The following is a 23,152-nucleotide window of genomic DNA, read 5'->3' as shown; positions in this document are numbered from 1 at the left end:
GGTGCCAGCATGGACAACCCCGGCATCAACTGGAGGTCCCCGTGGTGGTTCGGCCGTTGTGGCGCCCGCTCGCCTGCATGGCCGTGGCGGGGGTCGCGGTCAGCGCCCTCACCGGGTCGGGCAGCGGTGCCGCCGAAGCCGCCCCCGAACCCGTGGCCGACCACGTCGAGGTGTCGACCGGGGGCCTGCCGTCGGTGCCCGCCTACCGGATCGCCGCACCCGTCGTCGACGGCGGTGTCGCCGTGCTGGACGACATCGCCGACTACGGCACCGAGGAGGTCAGCGGGCGGGCGGGGCTCGCCGGTGGTGCCACGGCCGCGTTCGACCTGCGCCGCGGCGCGATCGGGCTGGCGGGCACGGTCACCCTGGACGACCCGGCCGCGGGCGTGCGGGTCTCGGCGCAGGTGTCCGGGGGCGTCAGCCGGGTCGCCGACGACACGGTGCGGTGGTCGGGGCTGGTGGAGATCACCAGGGCCGGGAGCCAGAACCTGGTTCTCGCCACCATCACCGTCGTCGACCGCGTCCTGGACCCGGGCAACCACGCGGTCAACCTGCGCCACGCCGGGCAGGACCGCAAGGCCGTCGTGCACGTGCCCGCCGGGCGGGGTGGGGTGCGGGGGCTGCCCGTCCTGGCCCACTTCCCCGGCCTGCTGGAGACCCCGGCGATCGCCGAGCAGTACGACAAGCTGACCCCGCACTCCGACAAGCGGGGCTACCTGCTCGTCATCCCCGAGCACTACGGCCCCGGGTGGCAGGGTGTCAAGGGCGGCCTGCCCGCCCCCGACGTCGACGACCCGGGGTTCGTGCGCGCCCTCCTGGCCCGCGTCCACGAGCGCTTCGGCGGCGACCCGCGGCGGACCTACGCGTCGGGGATGAGCAACGGCGGGTTCTTCACCAGCCTGACCGCCTGCGTGCTCGCCGACGTCTTCGCCGCCTTCGCCCCGGTCGCAGGCCAGCTCAACGACCCGCAGGCGTGCGCGCCGTCGCGGCAGATCCCGATCGCGATGATCCACGGCGACGCCGACCCGCTGGTTCTCTACGACACCACCGTCCCCGCCGCCGCTTTCTGGGCGGCGCACAACGGGTGCGCACCCGAGCCGGTCGCCACCCCCCTGCCCGACACCGACCCCGACGACGGCACCACCGCCATCCGGCACGACTACACCGGCTGCGCCGCGGGCGCCCCGGTCGTCCTGTTCCAGGCCGTCGGGGTCGGGCACGCCTGGCCCGGCGGCGACCCGTACCCCGTGCCGTGGCTCGGGGTGGCGGGCCGCGACCTCGACGCCAACGAGACCATCTGGGACTTCGTCTCCCGGTACACCCTGCCGCTCGCCTGACCCCGTGACCTGATCCGTCCGCACGCGGACCACCGCTGTCCGCGCCCGGCGGCATACCGTCGCGGTGTGGACAGCGGAACGCGGCGGGTCGTGGTGGTGGTGCAGCCCGCGGTCAACCTGTTGGACCTGGCCGGGCCGGTGCAGGTCTTCGACGCGGCGAACCACTGCGGCGCGGCCTACCGGCTGGAGTACGCCGCGGTGGCGGACCGGGTCGACAGCGCGCAGGGGCTGCGGCTGGCGGACCTGCGGCCGTTGCCGGATGCGTCCGCGGGTGACCTCGTGCTGGTCCCCGGCCCCCGGTTGGAGCGGACCGGGGTGCGGGTCGACCCGGAACTGGTGACCTGGCTGCGCCGGTCGGCGGCGGTGGGGGCGGAGTTCGCCGCCGTGTGCAGCGGGGCCGCCGCGCTCGGCGAGGCCGGTCTGCTGAACGGCCGCCGCTGCACGACGCACTGGGAACTGCTGGAACCCATGCGTTCGCGCTACCCCCGGGCGAAGGTCCAAGACGGTGTGCTGTTCACCCACGACGGCCCGGTCAGCACCAGCGCGGGCGTCGCCTCGGGCATAGACCTGGCGCTGTCGCTGGTGCACCGCGACCACGGCCCGGCCACGACCGCGGCCGTCGCCCGCGCGCTGGTCGTGTACCTGCGCAGGCCCGGCGGCGGGGCGCAGTTGAGCCCGTTCCTGAGCCACCGGGCGCACGTCGACGAGGCGGTGCACGCCGTGCAGGACCACATCGCCGAGCACCTGGACCGGCCGCACCGGCTGGCCGACCTGGCCGCCAGGGTGCACCTGTCCCCGCGCGGCCTGAGCCGGGCCTTCACCGCCGCCACCGGCATCACCCCGCTGGAGTTCCACCAGCGGCTGCGCCTGGCCATGGCCGAGGACCTGCTGACCGCGACCGACCTGACCGTGTCCGCGGTCGCCGCCCGCACCGGCTTCCGCGACGCCCGCCAGCTCCGCAGGCTCTACCGCGAGCGCCACGGCGCCCCGCCGTCGTCGCTGCGCGCCTGACACCCCCTGAGAGGACCCCATGCGCTTCCGCGTGCTCGGCGCCGTCGTCGCCGCGACCCTGTTCGCCGGTGCCGCCGCCCTCGGCGTGACCGCGTCGATGGCGGAGGGCTTCCCCGAGCCGCCACCGGGCCACTGGCCCGCCGCCGCACCCGTGCCACCGGACCGGCTGGTGGTGGCCGTGGCGGTCGGCGCGACCGGTTCGGTGGCCGCCGACGTGCTCGCCCCGTACTCGGTGTTCGCCGGGTCACCCCGGTTCGGGGTGCGGGTGGTGGCCGAGAAGCTGTCACCGGTCACCCTCTCCGGCGGGCTGCACGTCGTGCCGGACAGCACCTTCGCCGAGGTCGACGCGCCGGACGTGGTGGTCGTGCCCGCGGTCGTCGACCGGGCGGGGCCGGGTGAGGCGGCGCTGCGGGAGTGGGTGGCGCGGCAGGCGGACCGGGGCGCACTCGTCCTGGGGGTGTGCAGCGGGGCCGGGGTGCTGGCCGAGGCGGGGGTGCTCGACGGGCGCTCCGCCACCACGTTCTGGTCCGCTGTGGACGGTATGCGCGATGACCACCCGGACGTGGACTGGGTCGCGGGCAAGCGGTACGTCGAGGACGGTGGTGTCATCACCACGGCGGGCGTCAGCTCGGGGGTCGTCGGGGCGCTGCGCGTGGTCGAGCGGTTGGCCGGGCCGGAGGAGGCCGAGCGGGCGGGTGCGCGCGCGGCGTACCCGGGCTGGTCCCGCACGGCGGGGCTGGACATCCCGGCGCACGGCCACTCCCCCGCCGACCTGCCGTACGTGCTCAACGCCGCCTTCCCGTGGGGGCGGGCGGTCACGGGGGTCGGGGTCGGCCCGGGGGTGGACGAGCTGGACCTGGCCGCCGCGCTGGAGGTGTACTCCGGCTCGTCGTTCGCCCAGCGCACCGTCCCGGTGGCCGCGGCGGGTGAGACGCGGACTCGGCACGGCCTGCGCCTGCTGGCCACCGCGCCCGCCGACCTCGACCGCTTGGTGCTCACCGCCGACGACCCGGCACTGACCCGGTGGGCCGACGAGCACGACGTTCCGGTGAGCCGGGTGCGCGGGTTTGACGCCGCGCTGGCCGATCTGGCGGTCACCGCGGACCGGGCGAGCGCGACCGCCGCGGGCAAGTTCATCGAGTACCCGACCGCGCACCTGGCGCTGGCGGGCGGCCCGTGGCCGTGGCGCCCCACCACCCTGCTGGTCGTGGCCGTGCTCGTGGCGGGCACCGCGGGCGGGCTGATCGCCCGCCGGGACAAGCGGAGAGCGTCGGGCAGGGGACGCTGATCGCCGCCGGGGTGAACATCCGGTGGACCGACTCCGGGGGTACGGCGCAGGCCCGACCCCGGAGAGGGTGACGCCGCGCAGAGTAGAGTCCTCTGTAGATGGTGTGATCGAGTGGCGGATTGACAGGCCGCGCACCCACTGCGCGTCGGTTCGCCCGGCTCCCACTTCCCCGCAAGGAGCAGCGGGGCAGGGCCGTCCGGGCACGGCCCGCGACAGAGGGCCACTCACCGGAATAGCCCAGTAACCCGGGTCACAACACGCCGATTTCCCTTGCGCGAGAGCACATCAGCGAAGGGGCGTGGGAATGTGAGATCCAAGCGCATGATCGGAGCGGCCGCGGTGGCCGTCGCCGCCGTGGTCGCCAGTGGGGTGCAGGCGGTGGCCGTCGACGGCAACCTGCCCGGCGGCACGAGCATCTCGGTGGACGTCGCGAGCCCGGCCGCGGGCACGGTGGTGCCGCAGGGGCCGGTGACCGTCACCGGCACGGCGGCGATCGGCACGGGGGCGGCGGTCAAGGACACCGCGCTCACCTATGTCGTGGACGTCTCCGGCAGCACCGCGGCCGGGTGCGCGGCGGGCACGATCCTCACCTGCGAGAAGACCGCCGTGGCCAACCTCAACGCCATCGCCGCCGCGCCCAACACCGTGGTGGGCAGCGTCGGGGCGGTCGTGTTCGGCTCCGACGCCGCGACCGTGGACGTGCGCCCGGTCGGCGGTGACCAACTGCTGACCGCCCCCGAGTCCGACGAGAACGGCAACGGCACCCGCGACGTCGAGGAGGCGGTGGACTCCGCGGTGATCGGCGGGGTGCAGCAGTTCACCCCGAGGTCGTTCCCCAGCGGCACCAGCTTCGTCCCCGCCGTGCAGGCGGCGACGACGGTCACCGGCGCCCAGCCGCAGGGCCGCAAGGTCGTGCTGTTCCTGTCCGACGGGTTCGCCTCCGGTGACGTGACCGGGGTCGCGGGCGCGGTGCCCGCCAACGTCGACTACTACACCTTCGCCGTGGGCCCCGGCTCGGCGTGCAACGGCGGCGTGTACAACGCCAGCCTCCAGGCCATCGCCGACCTCACCGGCGGCACCTGCACCGCCGTGCCCGACCCGGCCAACCTGCCGAGCGTGGTGCCCGGCATCATCGACTCGACGCTGACGAACCTGACCCTGAGCGTGGACAACGGGGCGCCCACGGCGATCACCGACGTCACGCCCGGTCTGCCGCAGACCGGCCCGGCGTCGGTGGGCTACACAGTCGACACCGCTCCGCTGACCTCCGGCACGCACCAGCTCTGCGTGACCGCGCGCGGCACGGACGGCGGCGGCGCGGGCACCGTCACCGACTGCACCACCGTGATCGTCAACGACCCGCCGGAGGTGGTCCCCGGAGGCCCGTACGCGGGCCAGGAGGGCACACCGGTCGCCCTGGCGGGCACGGTCGTCGACCCCGACGGGCCGAGCCTGGCGACGCAGTGGAGCGCGGTGCCGCTGTCCGGTGTGGACGCGGGCGCGACGTGCGCCTTCTCCGCGCCCACGTCGCTGAACACCACCGTCACCTGCGACGACGACGGGGTCTGGACCCTGCGGCTCGCCGCGAACGACGGCCTGCACCCCGACGTGGTCGCCACGACCACGCTGACGCTGACCAACGTGGCGCCGCAGGTGAGCATCTCCGCGCCCACCGACGGCACGCTGGTGCTGCGCGGCACGCCGATCGGCGTCACCGCGCCGTTCACCGACATCGCCGCGCACGACACCCACACCTGCACCGTCGACTTCGCCGACGGCACCCCGGTCGTGACCGGGACCGTGGCGCAGGGCGCGGGTTCGGGCACGTGCACCGCCTCGCACACCTACACCGGCGTCGGCGCGCACAACGTCCTGGTGACGATCACCGACGACGACGGCGGGTCCGCCACCGCAGTGGTCAAGGTCGTGTCCCACGTGCGGGCCGAGGCGTGGTCGATCAGCGCCTCCGGCCTGCTCACCATCGCCAAGACCCCGCACGCCACCTGCCCGCCGTCCTCGGACAAGACGACCGCGTCGCTGAACGTGATCGGCCTGGCCTCCGTGCAGGCGCTGCACGCGGACTGCTTCCTCGACGTCCAGACCGGCCGCACCGACGCCGGGGCCGAGGTGTCCAGCGCGAGCCTGCTGGGCGGCGCGATCACCCTGTCCGACGTCGAGACCAGTTGCGTGGCCACCGAGGCGGGCCTGTCCAGCTCGTCGCGGGTGGGCACGCTGAACGGCACGCCGATCGGCACGGGGCCCGCCAGCATCGGCATCCCGGGCGTGGCGACCGTCCACGTGAACCAGACGGTGATCGGGCCGAACGGGCAACGCGCGCAGTACGCGGTGCGCGTGGTGACCCTGCTCGGGCAGGAGATCATCGTGTCCGGTTGCCGGATGGGCTTCTGATCCCCGCGGTGGCCCCGGGCACGCGTCCCGGGGCCACCGCATTGCCCCGGCCACCAGCGGTGGCGCCGTGGCTGCGGCTCTGGGTGGACATGCACCGCCCCTGAGCACCGGTCGGGGCGAGGCCCACTCAACCCGATCGAGACCGCGTGTCAGATTACACCATTCTCCCGATATTGTTATTATCCAAACCCTGCCACAATGCTCCGAGCGCGTCGACGTGTCGCGCCGGATGGAGGGCGGGAATGGTGCGGAAGACAGTGCGCGTCGCGAGCGTGGTCCTCGGCGCGGTGGTGGCGTTGGGGCTGGCCGCGCCACCGGCGTCCGCGCAGGGGCGGCAGTTGCGGCTGCTGCCCCTGCCCGCGGGCGCCACGAGGGGCACGGCCACCGACATCACCGCCGCGGGGGTGGTCTACGGGTTCGCCTCCGGCGGCACCGCGGGTGTGCGCGCGGTGTCGTGGGTCGGTGGCCGGGTCGTGCCGCTGGAGCCCGCGGGCGGCACCAGCGAGTTGCACGACGTCAACGACCTGGGCATGGCGGTCGGGTCGCACCGCGACGGGGACGGGCCGGAACACGCCGTCCTGTGGTTCGCGGGCAGGCGGATCGACCTCAACCCGGACGGGGCCGAGTCCAGCGAGGCGGTGGGCACCAACAACCTCGGGCAGGTCCTCGTCCGCAGCACCCACGACGACGGGGGTAGGCGGGTCGTCAGGACCGCGCTGTGGCGGGCGGGCACCGCGCACACCGTGGTGGAGGACCGGGCGCCGACCGGCTTCTCCCGCGCCGTGCTGGGCGAGGGCGGGCACGTGGTCGCCACGTTCAGCGACGGCACCACCGAGCACACCCGGATCTGGCGCGGTGCGGACCCGGTGCGCGAGATCCCGCACGGGGAGTACGCGACGCTGATCCCGGTGGACGTAAACCGGGCGGGCGATGTCGCCGTGGAAGCCATCCTCGCTGGGATGCTCCAGGTCCCGCTGGCCCACCTCTGGCACGACGGTGTGCTGACCCCGCTCCCCGGGCTCACCGGGAGCTCCTACTTCACCGGCTTCGACCTCTCCTTCGCCTCCCCCACCGCACCGGGTGGCCCGTGGCTCAACTCCGCGGGTGACGCCGTCGGCTACTCCCCCGATGCCGGGAGCAACGGCCACAGCGTGCGCTGGCACCACGGCGAGCCGATCGACCTGACCCCCGCGGCGGACCTGTCCTTCAACGCCTCGATCAACGAGCGCGGTCAGGTCAGCACGCAGAGCTGCATCGACTCGCCCACCGGGTCCCTCTGCACGGCGCTGTTCGTCGACGGTGCCGCGGTGGAGGAGATCACCAGTCCGATGGGCCGGGTCACCCCTTTCACGCTGCACCCGTACCTGCCCCGGGTCGTCGGCGAGGTCTCGGCCCCGGACGGCACCACCCTGCCCTTCCTCTGGAGCTGAGAGCACAGTGAGAACCAGAACCAGAACCCTGCTCACCGCGGTCACCGTGATCGCGGGCGTGCTCGGCGCACCGGGACAGGCCGCCGCCGCGCCTGCCGGTGTGGCCACCGGTCCGCAGGTGATCTTCGCGCCCCAGTCCTGCCCGTTCCCGCTGCTGGTCACCCAGGCGGTGCAGGTGGAGGGTCTGGTGGACCTGCCGTCGACCGCGCCGGTGGGCCAGCCCACCCCCGCGACGCGGGCCCAGTTCACCGTCACCTTCCCCGCCGAGGTCCGCCAGGGGTTGTCCCTGGTCGGCGCGGAGACGCTGGACGGCACCATCACCGTCCCGCTCACCGGCACCTACTCCGACGGGCGGGTCATCTCCACCGAGCACGAGATCCCGCTGACCAGGGTGCCCGTGTCGGGTCCCCCCGGTCCCATCCAGGTCGTCGACGGGGTCCCGATCCCCCCGGTGACCGAGGCTGCTCCCACGGTCCTCACCTGGCGGGTCGGCGGCCTGCGGGCGTTCCTCACCCCGAAGCGGGCCGACGGCACGCCGACCGGGCTCGGCTCGTTCAACACCGGCTGCACGGTGCCCGAGCGCGCCCGGACCGGGGCGGCCAGGGTCTCCTTCGGCGGCGCCACCCAGCCCGCCGGGGCGGTGACCGCCCAGGAGTGCCCGATGCCGCTGATCGGCAACCAGACCAGCGGCGTGCGGGCGACGACCTCGCTCCCCGCGCAGCTCCCGACCGGTGCGAGCACCCCGGCTGCGGACCTGGACCTGGCGATCACCTTCCCGCCGCTGTTCACCACCGGCCTGGCGCTGGTGGAGGCCACCCGGGTGCGCGGCACCCTGCGCCTGCCGGTGACCGTCGTCGCCGACGGGGTGGTCCGCAGCCGCACCGAGTACCGGTTCGCCCTGCCCGACACCCCGGTCCCCGCGGAGGGCAGCGCCCTCACCCTCGGCGGCCGGGTCCGACTGGCGCCGGAGACCGGCACCACCGCGGGCGTCCTGGACTGGTACACCGGCGACCTGACGATGGAGCTGACGCCGCTGAACGGCCGGGAGCAGGAGACCGGGCTGGGCACGTTCACCTCCACCTGCACCCTGCGCTCCGGGCAGGACGCGCACCTGGCCTCGGTGCGGTTCGCCGACGCGGAGGTCCCGGGGATCGTGCAGGACTGCGTGTTCCCGCTGATCGGTTCCCAGCCCCAGGAGGTGCGCGCCCGCGTGGACCTGCCCGCCGAGCTGCCGGTGGGTTCGAGCACGCCCGCGAGCACGGCGACCACGAGCTTCCGGCTGACGGAGGCGACCGTCCAGGGCCTGCACCTGATCGGCGCTGCCCGCCTGCGCGGCGAGTTGCGGCTGCCGATCACCCGTTCCTTCGAGGGTGCCCCGGCGGGGGCGCGGACGTACGTGCAGCCGGTCGACGTGGCCGTCCCGCAGGGCACCGACCTGCTCGACGTGCCCGGCACCGCGGTGCTGGACCCGGCGACCTCGGCGGTGCCCGGCGTGCTGAGCTGGTCGGTGGGCGACGTCGGGGCGACCCTCACCGCGGTCAAGGCCGACGGCTCGATGAGCGAGGTCTTCGACTTCAGGTGCACCACCCGCCCCGGCCAGGACACCCGGTTCGCCTCGGTCCGGTTCACCCCGGTCCTGACCGCTCCCACGGGGTTGACCGCTCAGGGCACCACCTCGGACTCGGTGCGGCTGACGTGGTCGGCCGCCACCGGCCCGGCCCCGATCACCGGCTACGAGGTCCACCGCGACGGCACCGGGGTCGCGGAGACCACCGCCACCGAGGCGGTCGTCAGCGGCCTGTCCCCCGCCACCGGGTACAGCTTCACCGTGCGGGCCGTGGACGCGACCGGCGCGGTGTCGGCCCCCAGCGCGGCACTGGTGGTCCGCACCCCGCCCAGCCCCCCGACGCGCTTCGCGTTCACCACGGCGGGCAGCTCGCGGTTGGAGGAGGCCAGGACGACCATCGCCCTGTCCGGCACCGCCACCGGTGAACTGCTGCCCTCCGGCGAGGTCACCGGCGACGTCACCTTCGCACCGACCACGGTGCGGCTGGGCTACGCGGGCATCCCGATCACCGCCACCGCGCAGTTCGCCCCGACCGGTCAGGTCACCGGCACCCTGTCCGGCGGCACGCTCACCGCGGGGGTGGATGCGGACTTCCGGCTGCGGTCGATCCGGCTGTTCGGGCTGCCCGTGCCGCAGACGGGCACCTGTGGGACGGCCACCCCGGCGCACATCGACCTGTCGGGAACCGGGATCACCCCGGCCCGGGGCGGGGTGGTGACCGGTGCCTACCCGCTGGCCGGGTTCAGCGGGTGCGGCGCGCTGACGCCGTGGCTGACGAACACCGTGTCGGGTCCGGGCAACACCCTGTCGCTCACGCTCACCCCCGGGAGCTGACGACCGGGCTCGCCCCGGGGTGTCCGCGCCCCGGGGCGAGCCGCTCCGGTGGACCCGTGCCGAAAGCCCTTCCGCGGTCTTGCAGCGCCCGGGGTCATCGTCGAGTCGTTCGACCCGAACGACAGGGGAGGGAACTCGTGCTGACAAGCACCTACTACAAGGCCGACCCCGACGCCGGGCACTGGGAGTCGGTCTCGCACTACGCCGCCAACCGGTGCGTCCAGCACTACGGGCGGGTGTGGAACCCGGCGGGCACGGTCGTGGCCGGTGGTGGCCGCCAGACCTGGGGCAACTGCGGCTGATCCAGGCGGGCGCCGGGGGGTCGCCCGTGGATCGGCAGGGGGAAGGCCGTCGCCACTCGACGCCCGCGAGCAGGGCGCGGGTGGCGACGGCGTCCTCCGTGCGGCCGGGGAGGGCGTCCCACAGGGTCGCCGCGGCGGTGAGGTGGGTGCGGGCGGCGGCGGTGTTGCCGTCGGCCAGGGCCCGTTCGCCGAGCAGGCACAGGCAGGTGGCCTGGGCGACGGGCTCGCCGACGACGCCGCGGAACAGCTCCACGGCGGTGCGCAGGGCCTCGACCGCGGGGGCGCGGTCGCCGAGGTCGAGGTAGGACCGGCCGAGGGCCATCAGGGTGTGGGCGGCGCAGTTGCGGTCGTCGAGCGAGGTGAAGATGGCCAGGGCGTCGCGCAGGGCTGCCAGGGCGCGCAGCGGGCGCCCGTGCGCCCGCTGCAGGGTGTTGAGGTGGCGGCGGACGGTGGCCCCGCGGTGGCGGTCGCCTGTGTCGTGGACGACGCGGAGGGCCTGGCGGAAGGAGTCCTCCGCCTCCGCCGCCCGCCCCTGGGCCAGCCGGACGACCCCGAGCGAGGCCTGCAACTGCGCCTCCAGGGCGCCGTGGCCGCCCGCCACGGCGATGCGCAGCGCGGCCTCGGCGTGCTCGGCGGCGTCGTCGGGGCGGTCCTCGTGGCGGGCGATGGTGCCCAGGCCCGCGACGGCCAGGGCCAGGCACAGCCGGTCGCCGACCTCGGCGGCGAGGTGCGCGGCGCGGCGGAACTCCGCGTCGGCGGTGGCGAACTCGTCGCGGTAGACGTGGATCTGGCCGAGGCCGCGCAGCAGCGGCGCCTCGCCGCGGCGGTCCCCGGCGGCCCTGGTCGCGGGCAGGGCCGGCTCGTGGCTGCGGTGCCAGGCGGTGAGCATGGCCCGGTGGTCGTGGTAGGGGACCATGGCCGCGGCCAACCGCCAGGCGGGTTCGGCCAGACCCCGGTCGGCCGCCATGGCGATGGCGCCCAGGAGCGTCGAGTTCTCGATGTCGAACCAGGCCGGCGGGTCGCGCACCAGGTGGCGCACCTGCTCGGCGGGCAGGATCGAGGCCGTCTGGCCGCGCACCCGAACAGGCTGGTGTACATCAGGTCGGTGGCCCGGTCGGCGAGGCGCAGCCAGGTGGCGACGAGCCGGGACACCGCGGCGCGGCGGTCGGCCTCCGGCAGCGCGGCAACGGCCTCGGCGGCGTAGGCGCGCAGCAGGTCGTGCAGGCGGTAGCGGGGCCTGCCGAGGGCGTCGGTGTCGACGGCGCGCACCAGGTCGGCGTCGACGAGCTGGTCGAGGACCTCCTCCGACGCCGGTTCGCCCAGCAGCACGCCGAGCACCCAGCCGGGTTGTGGTTCCGGCCCCAGCAGGCCCAGCAGGGCGAACCCCCTGGCCGCCGCCGGGGGCAGCAGCCGCAGGCTCAGGTCGAAGCAGGCGTGCACCCCCAGCTCCCCGACGCGCAGCTCGCTGATCCGCCGCGACGAGTCGACCAGGCGCTGCACGAACACGGCCAGCGGCCAGGTGCCGCGACTGGCGAGCCGGGCGCCGGCGATCCGGATGGCCAGCGGCAGGTGCCCGCAGGCGCGCAGCACGGCCGCGGGGTCACCGGGTTCGGCGGCGACCCGCCGCTCCCCCACGATCCCGGCGAACGGCACGCCCCGCCAGTGCGGCATCCAGGTGCCGCTCGGCACCGGGTCGAGCGCCGCGGCCCGGACTCGCTCGCCACCGAGACCGGGTTCCTCGACCGGGCGATCGCCTACTTCGCCGCCCACGGCACCACCCGCGTCGAGCGGCTGATGACCGACAACGCCTGGGCCTACCGGTGGTCCCCGCGACAGGCCTGCGCCGAGCACGGCATCCGAACTCAACGCCGCCACCACGCACTCGGAGGCCATCCACCAGCCGACTGACACCAACCTGGTGGCCAAGTACACCTGGTGTCCTGAGTCGTTAATTCGCTGGCAGTAGGCGGCGAGGGACTTGAGGATCTGGTCGGCTGTGCGGGTCCAGACGTAGGGTTTCGGGTTGGTGTTCCACTGCTTGATCCAGTCGCGGATGTCTTTCTCCAGGGCTGTGATTGAGCGGTGGACACCCCGCCTGAGCAGCTTCGCGGTGATCTCGGCGAAGAAGCGCTCCACCAGGTTGAGCCAGGACGAGCAGGTCGGGGTGCAGTGCAGGTGGAAGCGCGGATGTTTGAGCAGCCATGCTTTTACCGCCGGGGTCTTGTGGGTGGCGAGGTTGTCGAGCACGACGTGCACGTCCAGTCCGGCGGGCACGTTCTTGTCGATCGTGCGCAGGAACGCCAGGAACTCCTGGTGCCGGTGGCGGCGCTTGACCGCGCTGATGACCTGACCGGTGGCGGTCTCGAGTGCGGCGAACAGGCTGGTGGTGCCGTGCCGGACGTAGTCGAAGCTCTGCCGTTCGGGCACGCCGGGCAGCATCGGCAACACCGGTGCCGAGCGGTCCAGGGCCTGGATCTGAGACTTCTCGTCCACGCACAACACGACCGCTTGCGCGGGCGGATCGAGGTAGAGGCCGACCACGTCGCGGACCTTGTCCACGAACTGCGGGTCTTTGCTGATCTTGAATGTGTCCACCCGGTGCGGTTTGAGGCCGAACGCCCGCCAGATGCGTGACACCGCCGACTGCGACATGCCGATCCGGGAGGCCAGCGACCTGGTGGACCAGTGCGTCGCGTTCGCGGGCTTGGTCTCCAGCGTGGTCACCACGACCTGCTCGACCTGATCATCGGAGATCGTCCGCGGTCGACCCGGCCGGGGCTCGTCGGACAGTCCGTCCAATCGATCGCGCAGAAACCGCGCCCGCCACGTTCCCACAGTATGGCGACTGAGGTTCAACCGTTGTGCCACAACGGTGTTCGGCTCGTCGGACTCGGCGCACGCGAGCACGATGCGTGCTCGAAGCGCCAGCGCCTGCGCGGTCGTGCGGCGACGCGTCCACCCTTCCAGGACTCGGCGCTCTTCCTCGGACAACGCCAGTGGCACCAGCTTCGGGTTCGGCACCAGCACAATCCAGCGCTGGTGCCGAATTAACGACTCAGGACACTAGCGGGTCGACACCATCGCCCCCGCTCGGTGGCGTGCCGCCGACACCCCGGTGTTGGCGCTCGCCGCAGACCTGGTCACCGTCGCGATGTCGGCTCTGCTCACGCGGTTGTCGGTGTTGTCACCGAGTACCGCGATCTGCTCGGCCTGCGGCAGCTCCTGCCACTGCGGCGACACCGGCCCGACGTGCCCGGGAAGGGCGGGCTCGTCCTTCATCACCGCCAGCGTGGCACCGACCGAGCCGCGCGCCGCGACGGTGCCGTACATGTTGCCGGTCCACTGGCGGACACCGTAGTACTCCAACCCGACCCATTGCGACAACAGGATGTGGGAGTTCGCCAACGTCGAGTACGGATGCACGATCGGCGCGTAGATGTTCTGAGCCTGCAGGTAGGTCACATGGGTCTTCGGGGCGGTCCACAGGCCTGTCGGGTACGTCGCCGTCTGGGTGACCGCGCCGCGGCCGCCGTTGAGGAACGACAACACGACCCGCCCCTCGATGACCTGTGCCGACAACTCGCCGATGGCTTCGTTGCGACTCGGTGCGTTGATGATCGGCGTGATCGGCCCGTACTGGCGCCAGTCCCAGCGACCGGAGCCGTCGACGCCCCAGAAGCGGTACTGGCTGTAGTTCCACATCTTGTCCCACGGCACCCGCATGAGGTGGATGCCACCGCCGTTCCAGCGGCCCTCGTTGGTCCCGTAGACGTAGACGAAGTTCTCACCCGGCCACATGATCATGGTGTTGTTCTGGAACAGGCTCATGTCGCCGCTGTTCCAGTAGTCCATGTTCTCCCGGTTGGTCTCCAGGTTCCACGTGGTGGTCCAGTTCTCCGCGTTGGTGTCGGTGGACGTCCACAGCCGGGAGTACCAGGTGCGCCAACTGCCACCGGCACTCGGGATGCCGCCCTGCTCGGGGATCGCCCAGTCCCGCACACCGAACGTGGACATGATGTAGCGGCCGTCGGGCAGGTGGATCAGGTCGTTGGGGATCTCGGTGACGACCTGCCCCGGCGTGTTCCTGGCGTAGTGGGGATCGTTGTGCCGATAGAGGATCATCTCCTTGGCCCGTGAGCCACCGATGGCGTTGTCCCAGCGGATACCGTTCTGCAGGTCGGTGTTCGACTGGCGCAGCCCGACGGGCGAACGCCACCCGGTGGCGTTGATGACCGGCACCGGCTGGTCGAAGGTGTCGCCGAAGATCGAGATGCAGTAGCCGTGGTTGGTCCGTGCCGTGAACCCGAGGTCGGTGCCTCGGAAGCCGAACCGGGCCGTCTCGTCGCCCGTGAGGTCCTTGAGGTAACCGGCACGCGGTGTGCCTGCTGCGCTGGCCGTCGCGGCGCCGAGCCCGCTGCCTGCGCCGAGCAGTGCGCCTGCGGCCCCCTTGAGGAACGTCGCACGGCTGATGCCGCGGCCCGCCCGTGCTGTCGGATCGGTGCCATCGCCGCTGGTGTGGTCGTCGCGTCGCATTCCGCTCCTCCAGGAGTGACCGCTGTGACCACGACGCTACCCACTGTTCCGGAAAACCGGAATGACCAGATTTTGCCAGTGCCGGAACGTCAGTCCCGAAACCGGACGGCAGGTCGGCCAGGGCGTGTCCTGTGGTTCTTCATCTGGGGTGGGGCGTTGTTGCAACGCAGCCGCGATCCGCGAGCTCACAGCGATCTCGTCTGCGGTGAGCGCGGACACGCGGGAAGGAGAGCACGCCGCGGCGCGGAGTTCGCGCCGCGGCGTGCTCGGGGATCACAGACTGGTCCGGAAAGGACCGGTGACCTCGTAGGTGATGCCGCCGCTGGACGAGCCGGTGGTGCCGCGCTGCGAGGAGAAGTAGAGGCGGTTGCCCGCCGGGTTGAACGCGACACCGCACAGTTCCGACGACGACTGGTTCGTCACCCGCAGGAACGGGGCGATGACGTCGTTCGGCGTGATGATGCAGATCTCCATGTTGCCGCCGTCCTCGGCGACGTAGAGGTCGCCGACCGCGGTGCCGGTGATGTTGTCCGGGCCCGTCAGCGGCGGGCTGGTGGTCAGGTTGTCGTCGTAGGCGATGGCGATGGTCTTGGTGGCCTCGTTGTAGGCCCAGACCCGGTTGTCGCCCTTGGTGGTGAAGAAGCAGGTGTTGTTGCGGTAGTACGCGCCCTCGCCGCCGTTGAACACCGCCGAGCCGGTGACCTGGTAGCGGGTGCGGGTCGACGCCGCCGACGGGTCCGGGACGGTGACCCAGGTGACGTTGCCCGAGCTGACCTTGGCGATCTGCAGGGTGCCGCCGCGGGAGAGGTCGCCCCAGACGGCCGGGGTGAAGCGGTAGAAGCCGCCGTCGGTCTCGTCCTCGGTCAGGTAGATGACCCTGTGGTCGGGGTTCGCCGCGGCGGCCTCGTGCTTGAACCGGCCCAGCGCGGGCCTGCGGGAGGCGGTCGTGGCACCCCACGGGTCGCACTCGTAGACGTAGCCGCGGTCGGTCTCCTCGCAGGACAGCCACGTGTTCCACGGGGTGGCGCCGCCCGCGCAGTTGCGGGTGGTGCCGCTGAGGATGCGGTAGGCCGAGGTGACGGCACCGGTGGAGCTGAACCGGATGGCGCTGACGCCGCCCGCGCCGGTGCCCAGCTCGGCGTTGGAGACGTAGATCCAGCCCGCGCCGTCGGCGAAGCACGCGCCGCCGTCGGGTGCGCCGTGCCAGGTGAAGCCGGTGCTCGCCACGGCCTGGCCGGAGCGGGCGATGATCCGGCTGGTGAAGCCCTGCGGCAGCATGATGCCGTGCGAGTTCGCCGCCTGCAGCGCCCCGTAGGGGCTGGGCCCGGTCTTGGCCGGGAAGGCCAGCGACTCGCGGGTCATGGTGAAGCCGAGGGCGACGGTGCCGGTGCCGATGACAGCCGCGCGGAGGAAGCTGCGACGCTCCATGGGCGCCCCTTCTGTGGTGGGAGGTGGGTCGAGTCAGTGCGAGGTGCGGAAGCAGAGGCCGGCCGTCGTGAAACGTTATGCGCGAGACCTGGACGGCGAGTCAGGCAGCCGGTGAACCGTTCATGACCAACGGGTGATCAACAAGAGTGGAACCGGCCCACCGCAACCGGTCCAGAACCCAGTTGGCGGAACCTGACCTGATGGTCCGGCCGACGGGCGAGGGAGGGAGGCGGACAGCCGAGTCGCGCTGAGCAGGACACCGCTGTCGTACGCAACGAATCCCGTTGTCGGGTGCGCCGACGATCTCCAGTGCCTGCCCCATGGCCGACGAACCGCTTGGCCGCGCGCGGCTGCCGGGTGACGGGCCTGCACTCCTCGGCGGTCTTCCTGGACCGGGCACGCACCGACGCAGCCGCGGCAGGCGTCGAGTGCGTGGCAGGCGACATGCACCGACTACCGCGGACGGCCCGGTTCGACCTCGCCCGCGCGGATCGTGGCGACGCGGGACGATGGCGACGTGCTCGTCGACCGGTACCACCTGGACGCGCCGACCGGCCGGTGCGAGGCGGAGCGGACGATCACCCGCGACGGCCGCACCCGCCTCGTCAGCCGTTGACCTGGCGTGCCACCGTGAGCTGCCGGTCCCTGTGCTGTTGTTCGCGGGCCAGGTCGGTCCCGTGTCGTCGGATGAGGGTGTCCTGCACGGAGCGCTCGACGGCGACCCACGTCTTGACCCAGTTCGCCTGTTCCTTGCACCGCACGTCCTGGGTGGCGACCGCGATCTCGTGCCCGGACGGTCGTCCCGCGCTGAACGCCGGGTCGTTGATGGCGGCGTCCGGGTGGTCGTAGGCGAAGCCCGCCGCCGACATGCACCGCGACCACCTCGCGGCGGCCGCGGTCACCGGTGGGGTGTTCCGGGTGACCTCGTGGCTGCGGCGGCTCAGTGCGAAGCTCACCGGCTCCTGGCCGGGTTTCGCGTCGACCGCGAGTGTCCGGTCCGCCTCGCCCGCGCAACCCCCGGGCGGCAGGCTACGCCCGCCGACCTCGCCGCCGCGCGTGCCGGTGATCACCGCGACGACGTCCGACGCGGGCCGGGCGGCCTGCTCTGCCCCGGGGGCGTGCGTGGCGAACACCGCCGGGTCGCGGTAGCCGTACGCCGCCGCCTCGCCCGCGTCGACGAGACCGTGGGGTCTGGGCTTGGCCGCGTCCCGCGCGGGGTCGACCGCGGGGAAGGTGAACGCGATCCCGTGGTCGGCCAGGCAGCGCTCCACCAGGGTGTTGCGCGCCTTGATGACTTCCATCTCCTCAAGCGGCGTGAGCAGCGACCGGTCGAGTGGGAGGTCGAGGCCGTGCACCGACGACACGTCGGTGGGCACCCTCCCGAGTGCCGCTTCGAGGTCTGCCGCGTCGAACTCCGGTGTCGCGGCGGGCGCCGCGCACCCGGTGAGGGCGAACACCACCACGGCGGCGGCGAACGCGCTCGCGACCGAGTCGGCCACGCGGCACGGCAGGCGGTGGGACATGACCACGGCTGGACCTCCGGTTCGCGGTCGGGGCCGCGCCGCGACGGCGCGACCCCGACCCTGCCGACTAGAACTGGTCGCGGTTGGCGCAGTCCTTGAAGGCGCCGGTGCTGGTGGGCCAGTTGAAGCTCGCGTTCTCGTTCTTCATGGTCGAGTTGAGGTTGGCCGAGGTGTACGTGCCGATCGACTGCGACGCGACGCTGCCGTTGCAGCCGCTGTTGTAGTAGACCGTCGCGGCGTGGGACCAGTTGTTGACGACCGAGGCGGCGTTGTTCTTCACCACGACGTCGAGGCCCCTGGAGGTGCTGCCGACCTTGTTGAACCGCTCGTTGTCGAGGTTGCCGTCCGAGAGGAGGTAGTCGGCGTGGGCGCCCTCGAAGTTGCTGTTGAAGAAGAAGCAGAAGTAGGCCGCCGGGCACCTGTTGATGGTCGCCGCGGATGCCGCCGGAGCGGCGACGACACCCCCGGTGATCGTGGCGGTGAGCACCGCGAGAGTGGTCATTGCTCGTTTCGCGCGCATGGGTTCTCCCTGTTCGTCACCCGGCGCCGGAGTGTGTCGGAGTTCGCTCGCGGTCGCCGGGCGGTTTCCGCTGGGCAATCTGCGACGGGTCGCAGCCCAGGCGAACTCCACCGTGCCGCCCCCCGTCCTCCCGGCGTCATCACGGCGTCCTCCCCACGGCTATGCCCACCTCGGCATTCACGCTATGCTTCGACACCGTCACTGCCGGTGAGGGGAGGAGCCGGGGGATGGACTTCCGGGTGCTCGGGCAACTGGAGATCTGGACGGGGCGGGGGCGGTTGCCGCTGCCCAGCCGCCGTCACCAGCGGGTGCTGGCGGCCCTGCTGCTGGCACCGAACTCCGTGGTGCCGCTCCCGAAGCTCATCGAGGCCACCTGGGACGACGAGCCGCCGGTGACCGCCACCAAGCAGGTCCGCAACTGCGTCTCCGCGATACGGGAGCGCCTGACCGACACCGATCAGCGGCTCATCGACACCGACGGTCCCGGCTACCGGATCTCGGTGGGCGAGGACCAGCTCGACTCCCTGCGCTTCCACCGGGGGATCGCCGACGCCCGGCGGTGCGCGGCAGGGGGTTCCCTCGACCGGGCGGTGCGGGAGATCCGGTCGGCGCTGGGGTGGTGGCGCGGCCCCGCGCTCGACGGGCTCGACACCACGGCGCTGGCCAGGTACGCGGTGCGCTTGGACGAACAACGGCTCGACGCGCTGGAGCTGTGCGCCGACTGGCTGTCGGAACTCGGCGAGCACCACGCGGTGGTGGACGAACTCGCCGGGGTCGTGCACGAGCACCCGCTGCGCGAACGGCTGCACGCGCAGTTGATGCGCGCACTGGACCGCTGCGGCAGGCGAGCGGACGCACTGGGCGTGTTCCACCGGCTGAGGGTTCACCTCGCCGAGGAACTCGGGGTCGATCCCGGGGCCGACGTGCGTGGGTTGTACGAACGGATCCTGCGCGGGCCCGGCGAAGCGGGCCGGGGGGTCCGCGGGCCCGCGACGGCCCGGCGGCGGCCGGTCGACGCGGAGAAGTTCTCCCGCAACCGGGCCGGGCCCAGGCCGCGGGCGTGGTCGGGCACCGGGGCGCCCGTGCCACGCCAGCTCCCGCAGTCGATCCGCGACTTCACCGGTCGCGCCGACCACTTGGCCGCGTTGGACGCCCTGCTCCCGCCCGACACCGATCACCACAGCGGGAACGCGGTGGTGATCTCCGCACTGGACGGCTCCGGCGGGGTCGGCAAGACGACGCTCGCCGTGCACTGGGCCCACCGCGCCCAGCACCGGTTCCCCGACGGCACGCTGCACACCAACCTGCGCGGCTACGGCCCCGGCAGGCCCGCGAACCCCGACGAGGCCCTCAACGACTTCCTGGTGGCGCTGGGGGTGCCCGCGGGGGCCGTGCCCGCCGGGCCCGGTGCCCGCTCCGGGCTGTTCCGGACGCTGCTGGCCGGGCGCCGGGTCCTGGTCGTGCTGGACAACGCCAACAGCGCCGAGCAGGTCCGGCCGCTGCTGCCCGGAACACCGGGCTGCATGGTGCTGATCACCAGCCGCGACAGCCTGACCGGCCTCGTCGTCACCGACGCCGCCCACCGGCTCACCCTCGACGTGCTCTCCCCACCCGAGGCCCTGAGCCTGGTCGTCGGCATCATCGGCCCCGCGCGGGCCGAGCACGAGCCCGACGCGGTGCGGGAGCTGATCAGGCTGTGCGCGCGGCTGCCGCTCGCGCTGCGGATCGCCGCCGGGCGCGTCGCCGCGCACCAGCACGTCTCCGTTGCCGACATCGTCGCCGAACTCGCCGACGAGGACTCCCGACTCGACGCGCTGAGCTGGGGCCGGGACCCCCGGGCCGCGGTCCGCAAGGTGCTGGACTGGTCCTACGAGCAACTGCCCCGGCAGCAGGCGTTCCTCTTCCGGCGCCTCGGCCTGCACCCCGGCCCGGACCTCTCACCGCCCGCGGCGGCGGCACTCACCTGCCTCCCGCCGCACGAGGCACGCCTGCTGCTCGACGCCCTGGCGGACGCGCACCTCATCGAACCGGTCGCCAGGAGCCGCTACCGCTTCCACGACCTGCTGCGCGCCTACGCCGCCGAACTGGCCCGCGACCACGACGACGCCGACGACCGCGGACGCGCCACCGAGGCGTTGCTGACCTGGTACAGCCACACCGCCCACGTCGCCGACAAGCACCTCTACCCGACCAGCACTCGCCTGGTGACCCACACCGCCGAACCGGCGCACCCGCACCCCGTCGCCGACCGCGAGCAGGCGTGGACCTGGTTCACCGAGGAGCGGGCCAACCTGACCGCCGCCCTGCGCCACGCCGTCGAGCACCACCTGGACCGGCACGCCCTCCACCTGGTCGACGCCTTCGGCTTCCTCGTCCTGATGGGCGGCTGGGAGGAGCGGATCGACACCGCAGGCGTGGCCCTGGTCGCGGCGCGGCGGTCCCACGACCGCGCCCACGAGGCGAACGTCCTCCTCGCCCGCGGGGAGGCCCTGGGGCACCTGCACCGGCCCGAGGCCGAGGCCGACCTGATCCGGGCCGACACCCTGGCCCGGGACATCGGCAACACCCACATCCGGATCGCCTGCCTCAACGAGCTCGGCCAGGTCCTGCGCCACCAGGGCCGCCACGCCGAAGCGCTGCACCGCCTCCGGGCCGCCCACGCGCTCAGCCGCGGCTTCGACACCGGCCGCTGGGAGGCGGTGGTGGAGGGGATCATCGCGGCGGTCCACGTCGACCTGGGCAACCACCGGCAGGCGATCGACCACGCCGAACGCAGCGCGCGGCTGCGCCACCGGATCGGCGACCTCGACGGCGAGGCGTGCGCGCTCGCGACCCTGGCCAGGGGGTGGCAGGGCGTGGACGACCACGACACCGCGATCGCCCACTGCCTGCGGGCGATCGCCCTCGGCCGCCAGTCCCTCGGGAGCCAGGACGAGACCCTCGCCCACCCCCTGTCCACCCTGGCGACCTCCCTGAGCCGACTCGGCCAGGTGGACGAGGCCGTCGCCTGCTGGCGGGAAGCCGCCGCGATCTACACCGACCGGGGCTTGGACGCCGACGCCACGACCGTCCACGACCACATCCGCGCGGCGCTGTCCTCGACAACGGCAGCCCGGTGAGGACCGCCCACGAGCCCAGGCCGTGTCCTCGAAGCCGGGATTTTGTCGCTGGTCACCGGGCCGGCGGTTGGTGAGGTGGTCGCCTGCTTTGAGGACAGGCTCCAGGGGCCCAGGTCAGCGCGGGCGTTCGACGCGGCGCTCGTCCCAGACCGGCTCCGTGGTCTCGCGGACCTCGCCGTCGGCGCCGAAGACGAGGTAGCGGTCGAAGGTGCGGGCGAACCACCGGTCGTGGGTGACGGCGAGGACCGTGCCGTCGTAGGCGCCCAGCCCGTCCTGCAGCGCCTCGGCGCTCTCCAGGTCGAGGTTGTCGGTGGGCTCGTCGAGCAGCAGCGCGGTCGTGCCCGCCAGCTCCAGCAGCAGGATCTGGAAGCGGGCCTGCTGGCCGCCGGAGAGCTTGTCGAACCGCTGCTCGGCCTGCTGCTCCAGTTCGTAGCGGCGCAGCGCCCCCATGGCCTTGCCGCGGTCGTGGGAGTGGCGGTCGGCCAGGATGTCCAGCAGGGTGCGGTCGAGCAGCTCGGGGTGGGCGTGGGTCTGGGCGAAGTGCCCGGCCACCACCCGCGCGCCGAGCTTCCAGGTGCCGGTGTGCGCGACGTCCTCGCCCGCGAGCAGGCGCAGGAAGTGCGACTTGCCTGAGCCGTTGCTGCCCAGGACCGCGACGCGCTCGCCGTAGAAGACCTCCAGGTCGAACGGCTTCATCAGCCCGGTCAGCTCCAGGCCCGCGCAGGTGAGCGCGCGCACGCCGGTGCGGCCGCCGCGCAGCCGCATGGTGATCTCCTGCTTGCGCGGCGGCTCCGGCGGCGGGCCGACCTCCTCGAACTTGCGCAGCCGGGTCTGGGCGGCGGCGTAGCGGGAGGCCATGTCGTGGCTGCGGGCGGCGTACTCGCGCATGTTCAGGACGAGCTTGCGCAGCTGGGCGTGCTTCTCGTCCCACCGCTTGCGCAGCTCGTCGTAGCGGGCGAAGCGCTCGGTGCGGGCGGCGTGGAAGGTGGCGAACCCGCCGCCGTGCACCCAGGCGTCGGCGCCCGCGGCGCCGGGCTCGACGCTGACGATGCGCTGGGCGGCGGTGGAGAGCAGCTCGCGGTCGTGGCTGACGAACAGCACGGTCTTCGCCGTCTCGGCGAGCCTGGCCTCCAGCCACCGCTTGCCTGGCACGTCGAGGTAGTTGTCCGGCTCGTCGAGCAGCAGCACCTCGTCGGTGCCGCGGAACAGCGATTCGAGCACCAGCCGCTTCTGCTCGCCGCCGGACAGGGTGCGCACGTCGCGCCACTTGGCCACGTCGTAGGGCACGCCCATCGCCGCGGTGGTGCAGATGTCCCAGTGGGTCTCGACCTCGTACCCGCCCACCTCACCCCAGTCGGCGAGGGCCTGGGCGTAGGCCATCTGGGTCTTCTCGGTGTCGGATTCGATCATCGCCGTCTCCGCGGCGTCCACCGCCCCGGCCGCCTCGGCGACCCCGGGCTGGGCGACGGTGAGCAGCAGGTCGCGCACGGTCCGGTCGTCGCGCACCGACCCGATGAACTGCGGCATCACCCCGAGCGCCCCGCTGCGCGTGACCGACCCCCCGTGCGGGGTCAGCTCCCCGGACAGCAGCCGCAGCAGCGTCGTCTTCCCCGCCCCGTTCGCCCCGACGAGCGCGGCGACGGCCCCGTCGCCGACCCGGAAGGACACGTCCCCGAGCAGCGCCCGCCCGTCGGGCAGGTAGTACTCGACGTGCGCGGCCTCAAGATGACCCATCGTGCGCGCTTCTCCTCACTCGGCACCGGCTCCACGCGCACCCGGTAGCCCCGGCGCACCCCGGGCACCCAGAGCGGCGGCGGGCACCCCAGCGTAGCGGCGAGGCTCCTGCCCGAT

The 23,152-nt window shown here is 73.2% G+C and carries 13 protein-coding genes and 3 pseudogenes; 9 read left to right on the top strand and 7 right to left on the bottom strand.

Annotation, left to right across the window (positions count from 1 at the left end):
• Positions 1-44 precede the first annotated feature (44 nt).
• From L6E12_RS22440 to L6E12_RS22410, 7 genes are all read left to right on the top strand, one after another.
• Positions 45-1,337, top strand: a complete 1,293-nt coding sequence (locus L6E12_RS22440; RefSeq protein ID WP_236229895.1) for a PHB depolymerase family esterase — start codon at positions 45-47, stop codon at positions 1,335-1,337.
• A gap of 66 nt (positions 1,338-1,403) precedes the next feature.
• Entirely contained in the window at positions 1,404-2,348 is a 945-nt protein-coding gene (locus L6E12_RS22435; protein ID WP_236229894.1) for a GlxA family transcriptional regulator, read from the top strand.
• Positions 2,349-2,367: 19 nt separating this feature from the next.
• Positions 2,368-3,636 (top strand): DJ-1/PfpI family protein, encoded by a 1,269-nt coding sequence (locus L6E12_RS22430; protein ID WP_236229893.1) that lies wholly within the window; start codon positions 2,368-2,370, stop codon positions 3,634-3,636.
• Between the two features lie 321 nt (positions 3,637-3,957).
• Positions 3,958-6,045, top strand: coding sequence for a vWA domain-containing protein (locus tag L6E12_RS22425; protein ID WP_236229892.1), 2,088 nt, complete (start codon positions 3,958-3,960; stop codon positions 6,043-6,045).
• A gap of 242 nt (positions 6,046-6,287) precedes the next feature.
• Entirely contained in the window at positions 6,288-7,475 is a 1,188-nt protein-coding gene (locus L6E12_RS22420; protein WP_236229891.1) for a hypothetical protein, read from the top strand.
• Positions 7,476-7,482: 7 nt separating this feature from the next.
• Complete coding sequence (locus L6E12_RS35495; protein ID WP_236229890.1) at positions 7,483-9,876, top strand: fibronectin type III domain-containing protein; 2,394 nt, start codon at positions 7,483-7,485, stop codon at positions 9,874-9,876.
• Between the two features lie 137 nt (positions 9,877-10,013).
• A complete protein-coding gene (locus L6E12_RS22410) occupies positions 10,014-10,178 on the top strand; it encodes a hypothetical protein (protein ID WP_236229889.1) in 165 nt (54 codons plus the stop codon).
• A 418-nt stretch (positions 10,179-10,596) separates the two neighbouring features.
• Here the strand turns inward: L6E12_RS22410 and L6E12_RS35785 are convergent.
• A pseudogene (locus L6E12_RS35785) lies at positions 10,597-11,067 on the bottom strand (tetratricopeptide repeat protein); the annotation flags it as partial.
• An 830-nt stretch (positions 11,068-11,897) separates the two neighbouring features.
• Between L6E12_RS35785 and L6E12_RS35780 the strand changes: the two are divergent.
• Positions 11,898-12,086 (top strand): annotated as a pseudogene (locus L6E12_RS35780) (hypothetical protein); the annotation flags it as partial.
• A 45-nt stretch (positions 12,087-12,131) separates the two neighbouring features.
• On the opposite strand, the pseudogene L6E12_RS22395 reads toward L6E12_RS35780, so the two are convergent.
• The 5 genes and pseudogenes from L6E12_RS22395 to L6E12_RS22375 form a co-directional block, all read right to left on the bottom strand.
• A pseudogene (locus L6E12_RS22395) lies at positions 12,132-13,208 on the bottom strand (IS630 family transposase); the annotation flags it as partial.
• A gap of 33 nt (positions 13,209-13,241) precedes the next feature.
• Complete coding sequence (locus L6E12_RS22390) at positions 13,242-14,711, bottom strand: DUF4185 domain-containing protein (protein WP_236229887.1); 1,470 nt, start codon at positions 14,709-14,711, stop codon at positions 13,242-13,244.
• A gap of 273 nt (positions 14,712-14,984) precedes the next feature.
• Positions 14,985-16,139: an alkaline phosphatase PhoX gene (locus L6E12_RS22385; RefSeq protein ID WP_236229886.1), complete on the bottom strand. Its 1,155-nt coding sequence runs from the start codon at positions 16,137-16,139 to the stop codon at positions 14,985-14,987.
• Positions 16,140-16,744: 605 nt separating this feature from the next.
• Positions 16,745-17,662 carry a hypothetical protein gene (locus L6E12_RS22380; protein WP_236229932.1) on the bottom strand — a complete coding sequence of 306 codons (918 nt, stop codon included), beginning with the start codon at positions 17,660-17,662 and terminating at the stop codon, positions 16,745-16,747.
• Between the two features lie 67 nt (positions 17,663-17,729).
• The gene (locus L6E12_RS22375; RefSeq protein WP_236229885.1) at positions 17,730-18,164 is read right to left on the bottom strand and encodes a peptidase inhibitor family I36 protein; all 435 of its coding nucleotides are present in this window, start codon (positions 18,162-18,164) and stop codon (positions 17,730-17,732) included.
• 245 nt (positions 18,165-18,409) lie between these two features.
• Between L6E12_RS22375 and L6E12_RS22370 the strand changes: the two genes are divergently transcribed.
• A complete protein-coding gene (locus tag L6E12_RS22370) occupies positions 18,410-21,301 on the top strand; it encodes a BTAD domain-containing putative transcriptional regulator (protein ID WP_236229884.1) in 2,892 nt (963 codons plus the stop codon).
• Positions 21,302-21,415: 114 nt separating this feature from the next.
• Here the strand turns inward: L6E12_RS22370 and L6E12_RS22365 are convergent, their stop codons facing one another.
• Positions 21,416-23,035 carry an ATP-binding cassette domain-containing protein gene (locus L6E12_RS22365; RefSeq protein WP_236229883.1) on the bottom strand — a complete coding sequence of 540 codons (1,620 nt, stop codon included), beginning with the start codon at positions 23,033-23,035 and terminating at the stop codon, positions 21,416-21,418.
• Positions 23,036-23,152: the final 117 nt, after the last annotated feature.

Source organism: Actinokineospora sp. PR83 (assembly GCF_021056305.1).
Classification (GTDB): Bacteria; Actinomycetota; Actinomycetes; order Mycobacteriales; family Pseudonocardiaceae; genus Actinokineospora; species Actinokineospora spheciospongiae.
The sequence above is the reverse complement of the archived record's forward strand: the minus strand, read 5'-3'. Positions and strand labels throughout refer to the sequence as shown.

What these genes read in the sequence shown, in the direction of transcription:
- L6E12_RS22425 (WP_236229892.1), top strand. Translation starts at nt 3,958, where the DNA reads ATGATCGGAGCGGCCGCGGTGGCCGTCGCCGCCGTGGTCGCCAGTGGG.
- L6E12_RS22420 (WP_236229891.1), top strand. Translation starts at nt 6,288, where the DNA reads ATGGTGCGGAAGACAGTGCGCGTCGCGAGCGTGGTCCTCGGCGCGGTG.
- L6E12_RS22430 (WP_236229893.1), top strand. Translation starts at nt 2,368, where the DNA reads ATGCGCTTCCGCGTGCTCGGCGCCGTCGTCGCCGCGACCCTGTTCGCC.
- L6E12_RS22370 (WP_236229884.1), top strand. Translation starts at nt 18,410, where the DNA reads ATGGACTTCCGGGTGCTCGGGCAACTGGAGATCTGGACGGGGCGGGGG.
- L6E12_RS22385 (WP_236229886.1), bottom strand. Translation starts at nt 16,139, where the DNA reads ATGGAGCGTCGCAGCTTCCTCCGCGCGGCTGTCATCGGCACCGGCACC.
- L6E12_RS22375 (WP_236229885.1), bottom strand. Translation starts at nt 18,164, where the DNA reads ATGACCACTCTCGCGGTGCTCACCGCCACGATCACCGGGGGTGTCGTC.
- L6E12_RS22390 (WP_236229887.1), bottom strand. Translation starts at nt 14,711, where the DNA reads ATGCGACGCGACGACCACACCAGCGGCGATGGCACCGATCCGACAGCA.
- L6E12_RS22365 (WP_236229883.1), bottom strand. Translation starts at nt 23,035, where the DNA reads ATGGGTCATCTTGAGGCCGCGCACGTCGAGTACTACCTGCCCGACGGG.
- L6E12_RS22380 (WP_236229932.1), bottom strand. Translation starts at nt 17,662, where the DNA reads ATGTCCCACCGCCTGCCGTGCCGCGTGGCCGACTCGGTCGCGAGCGCG.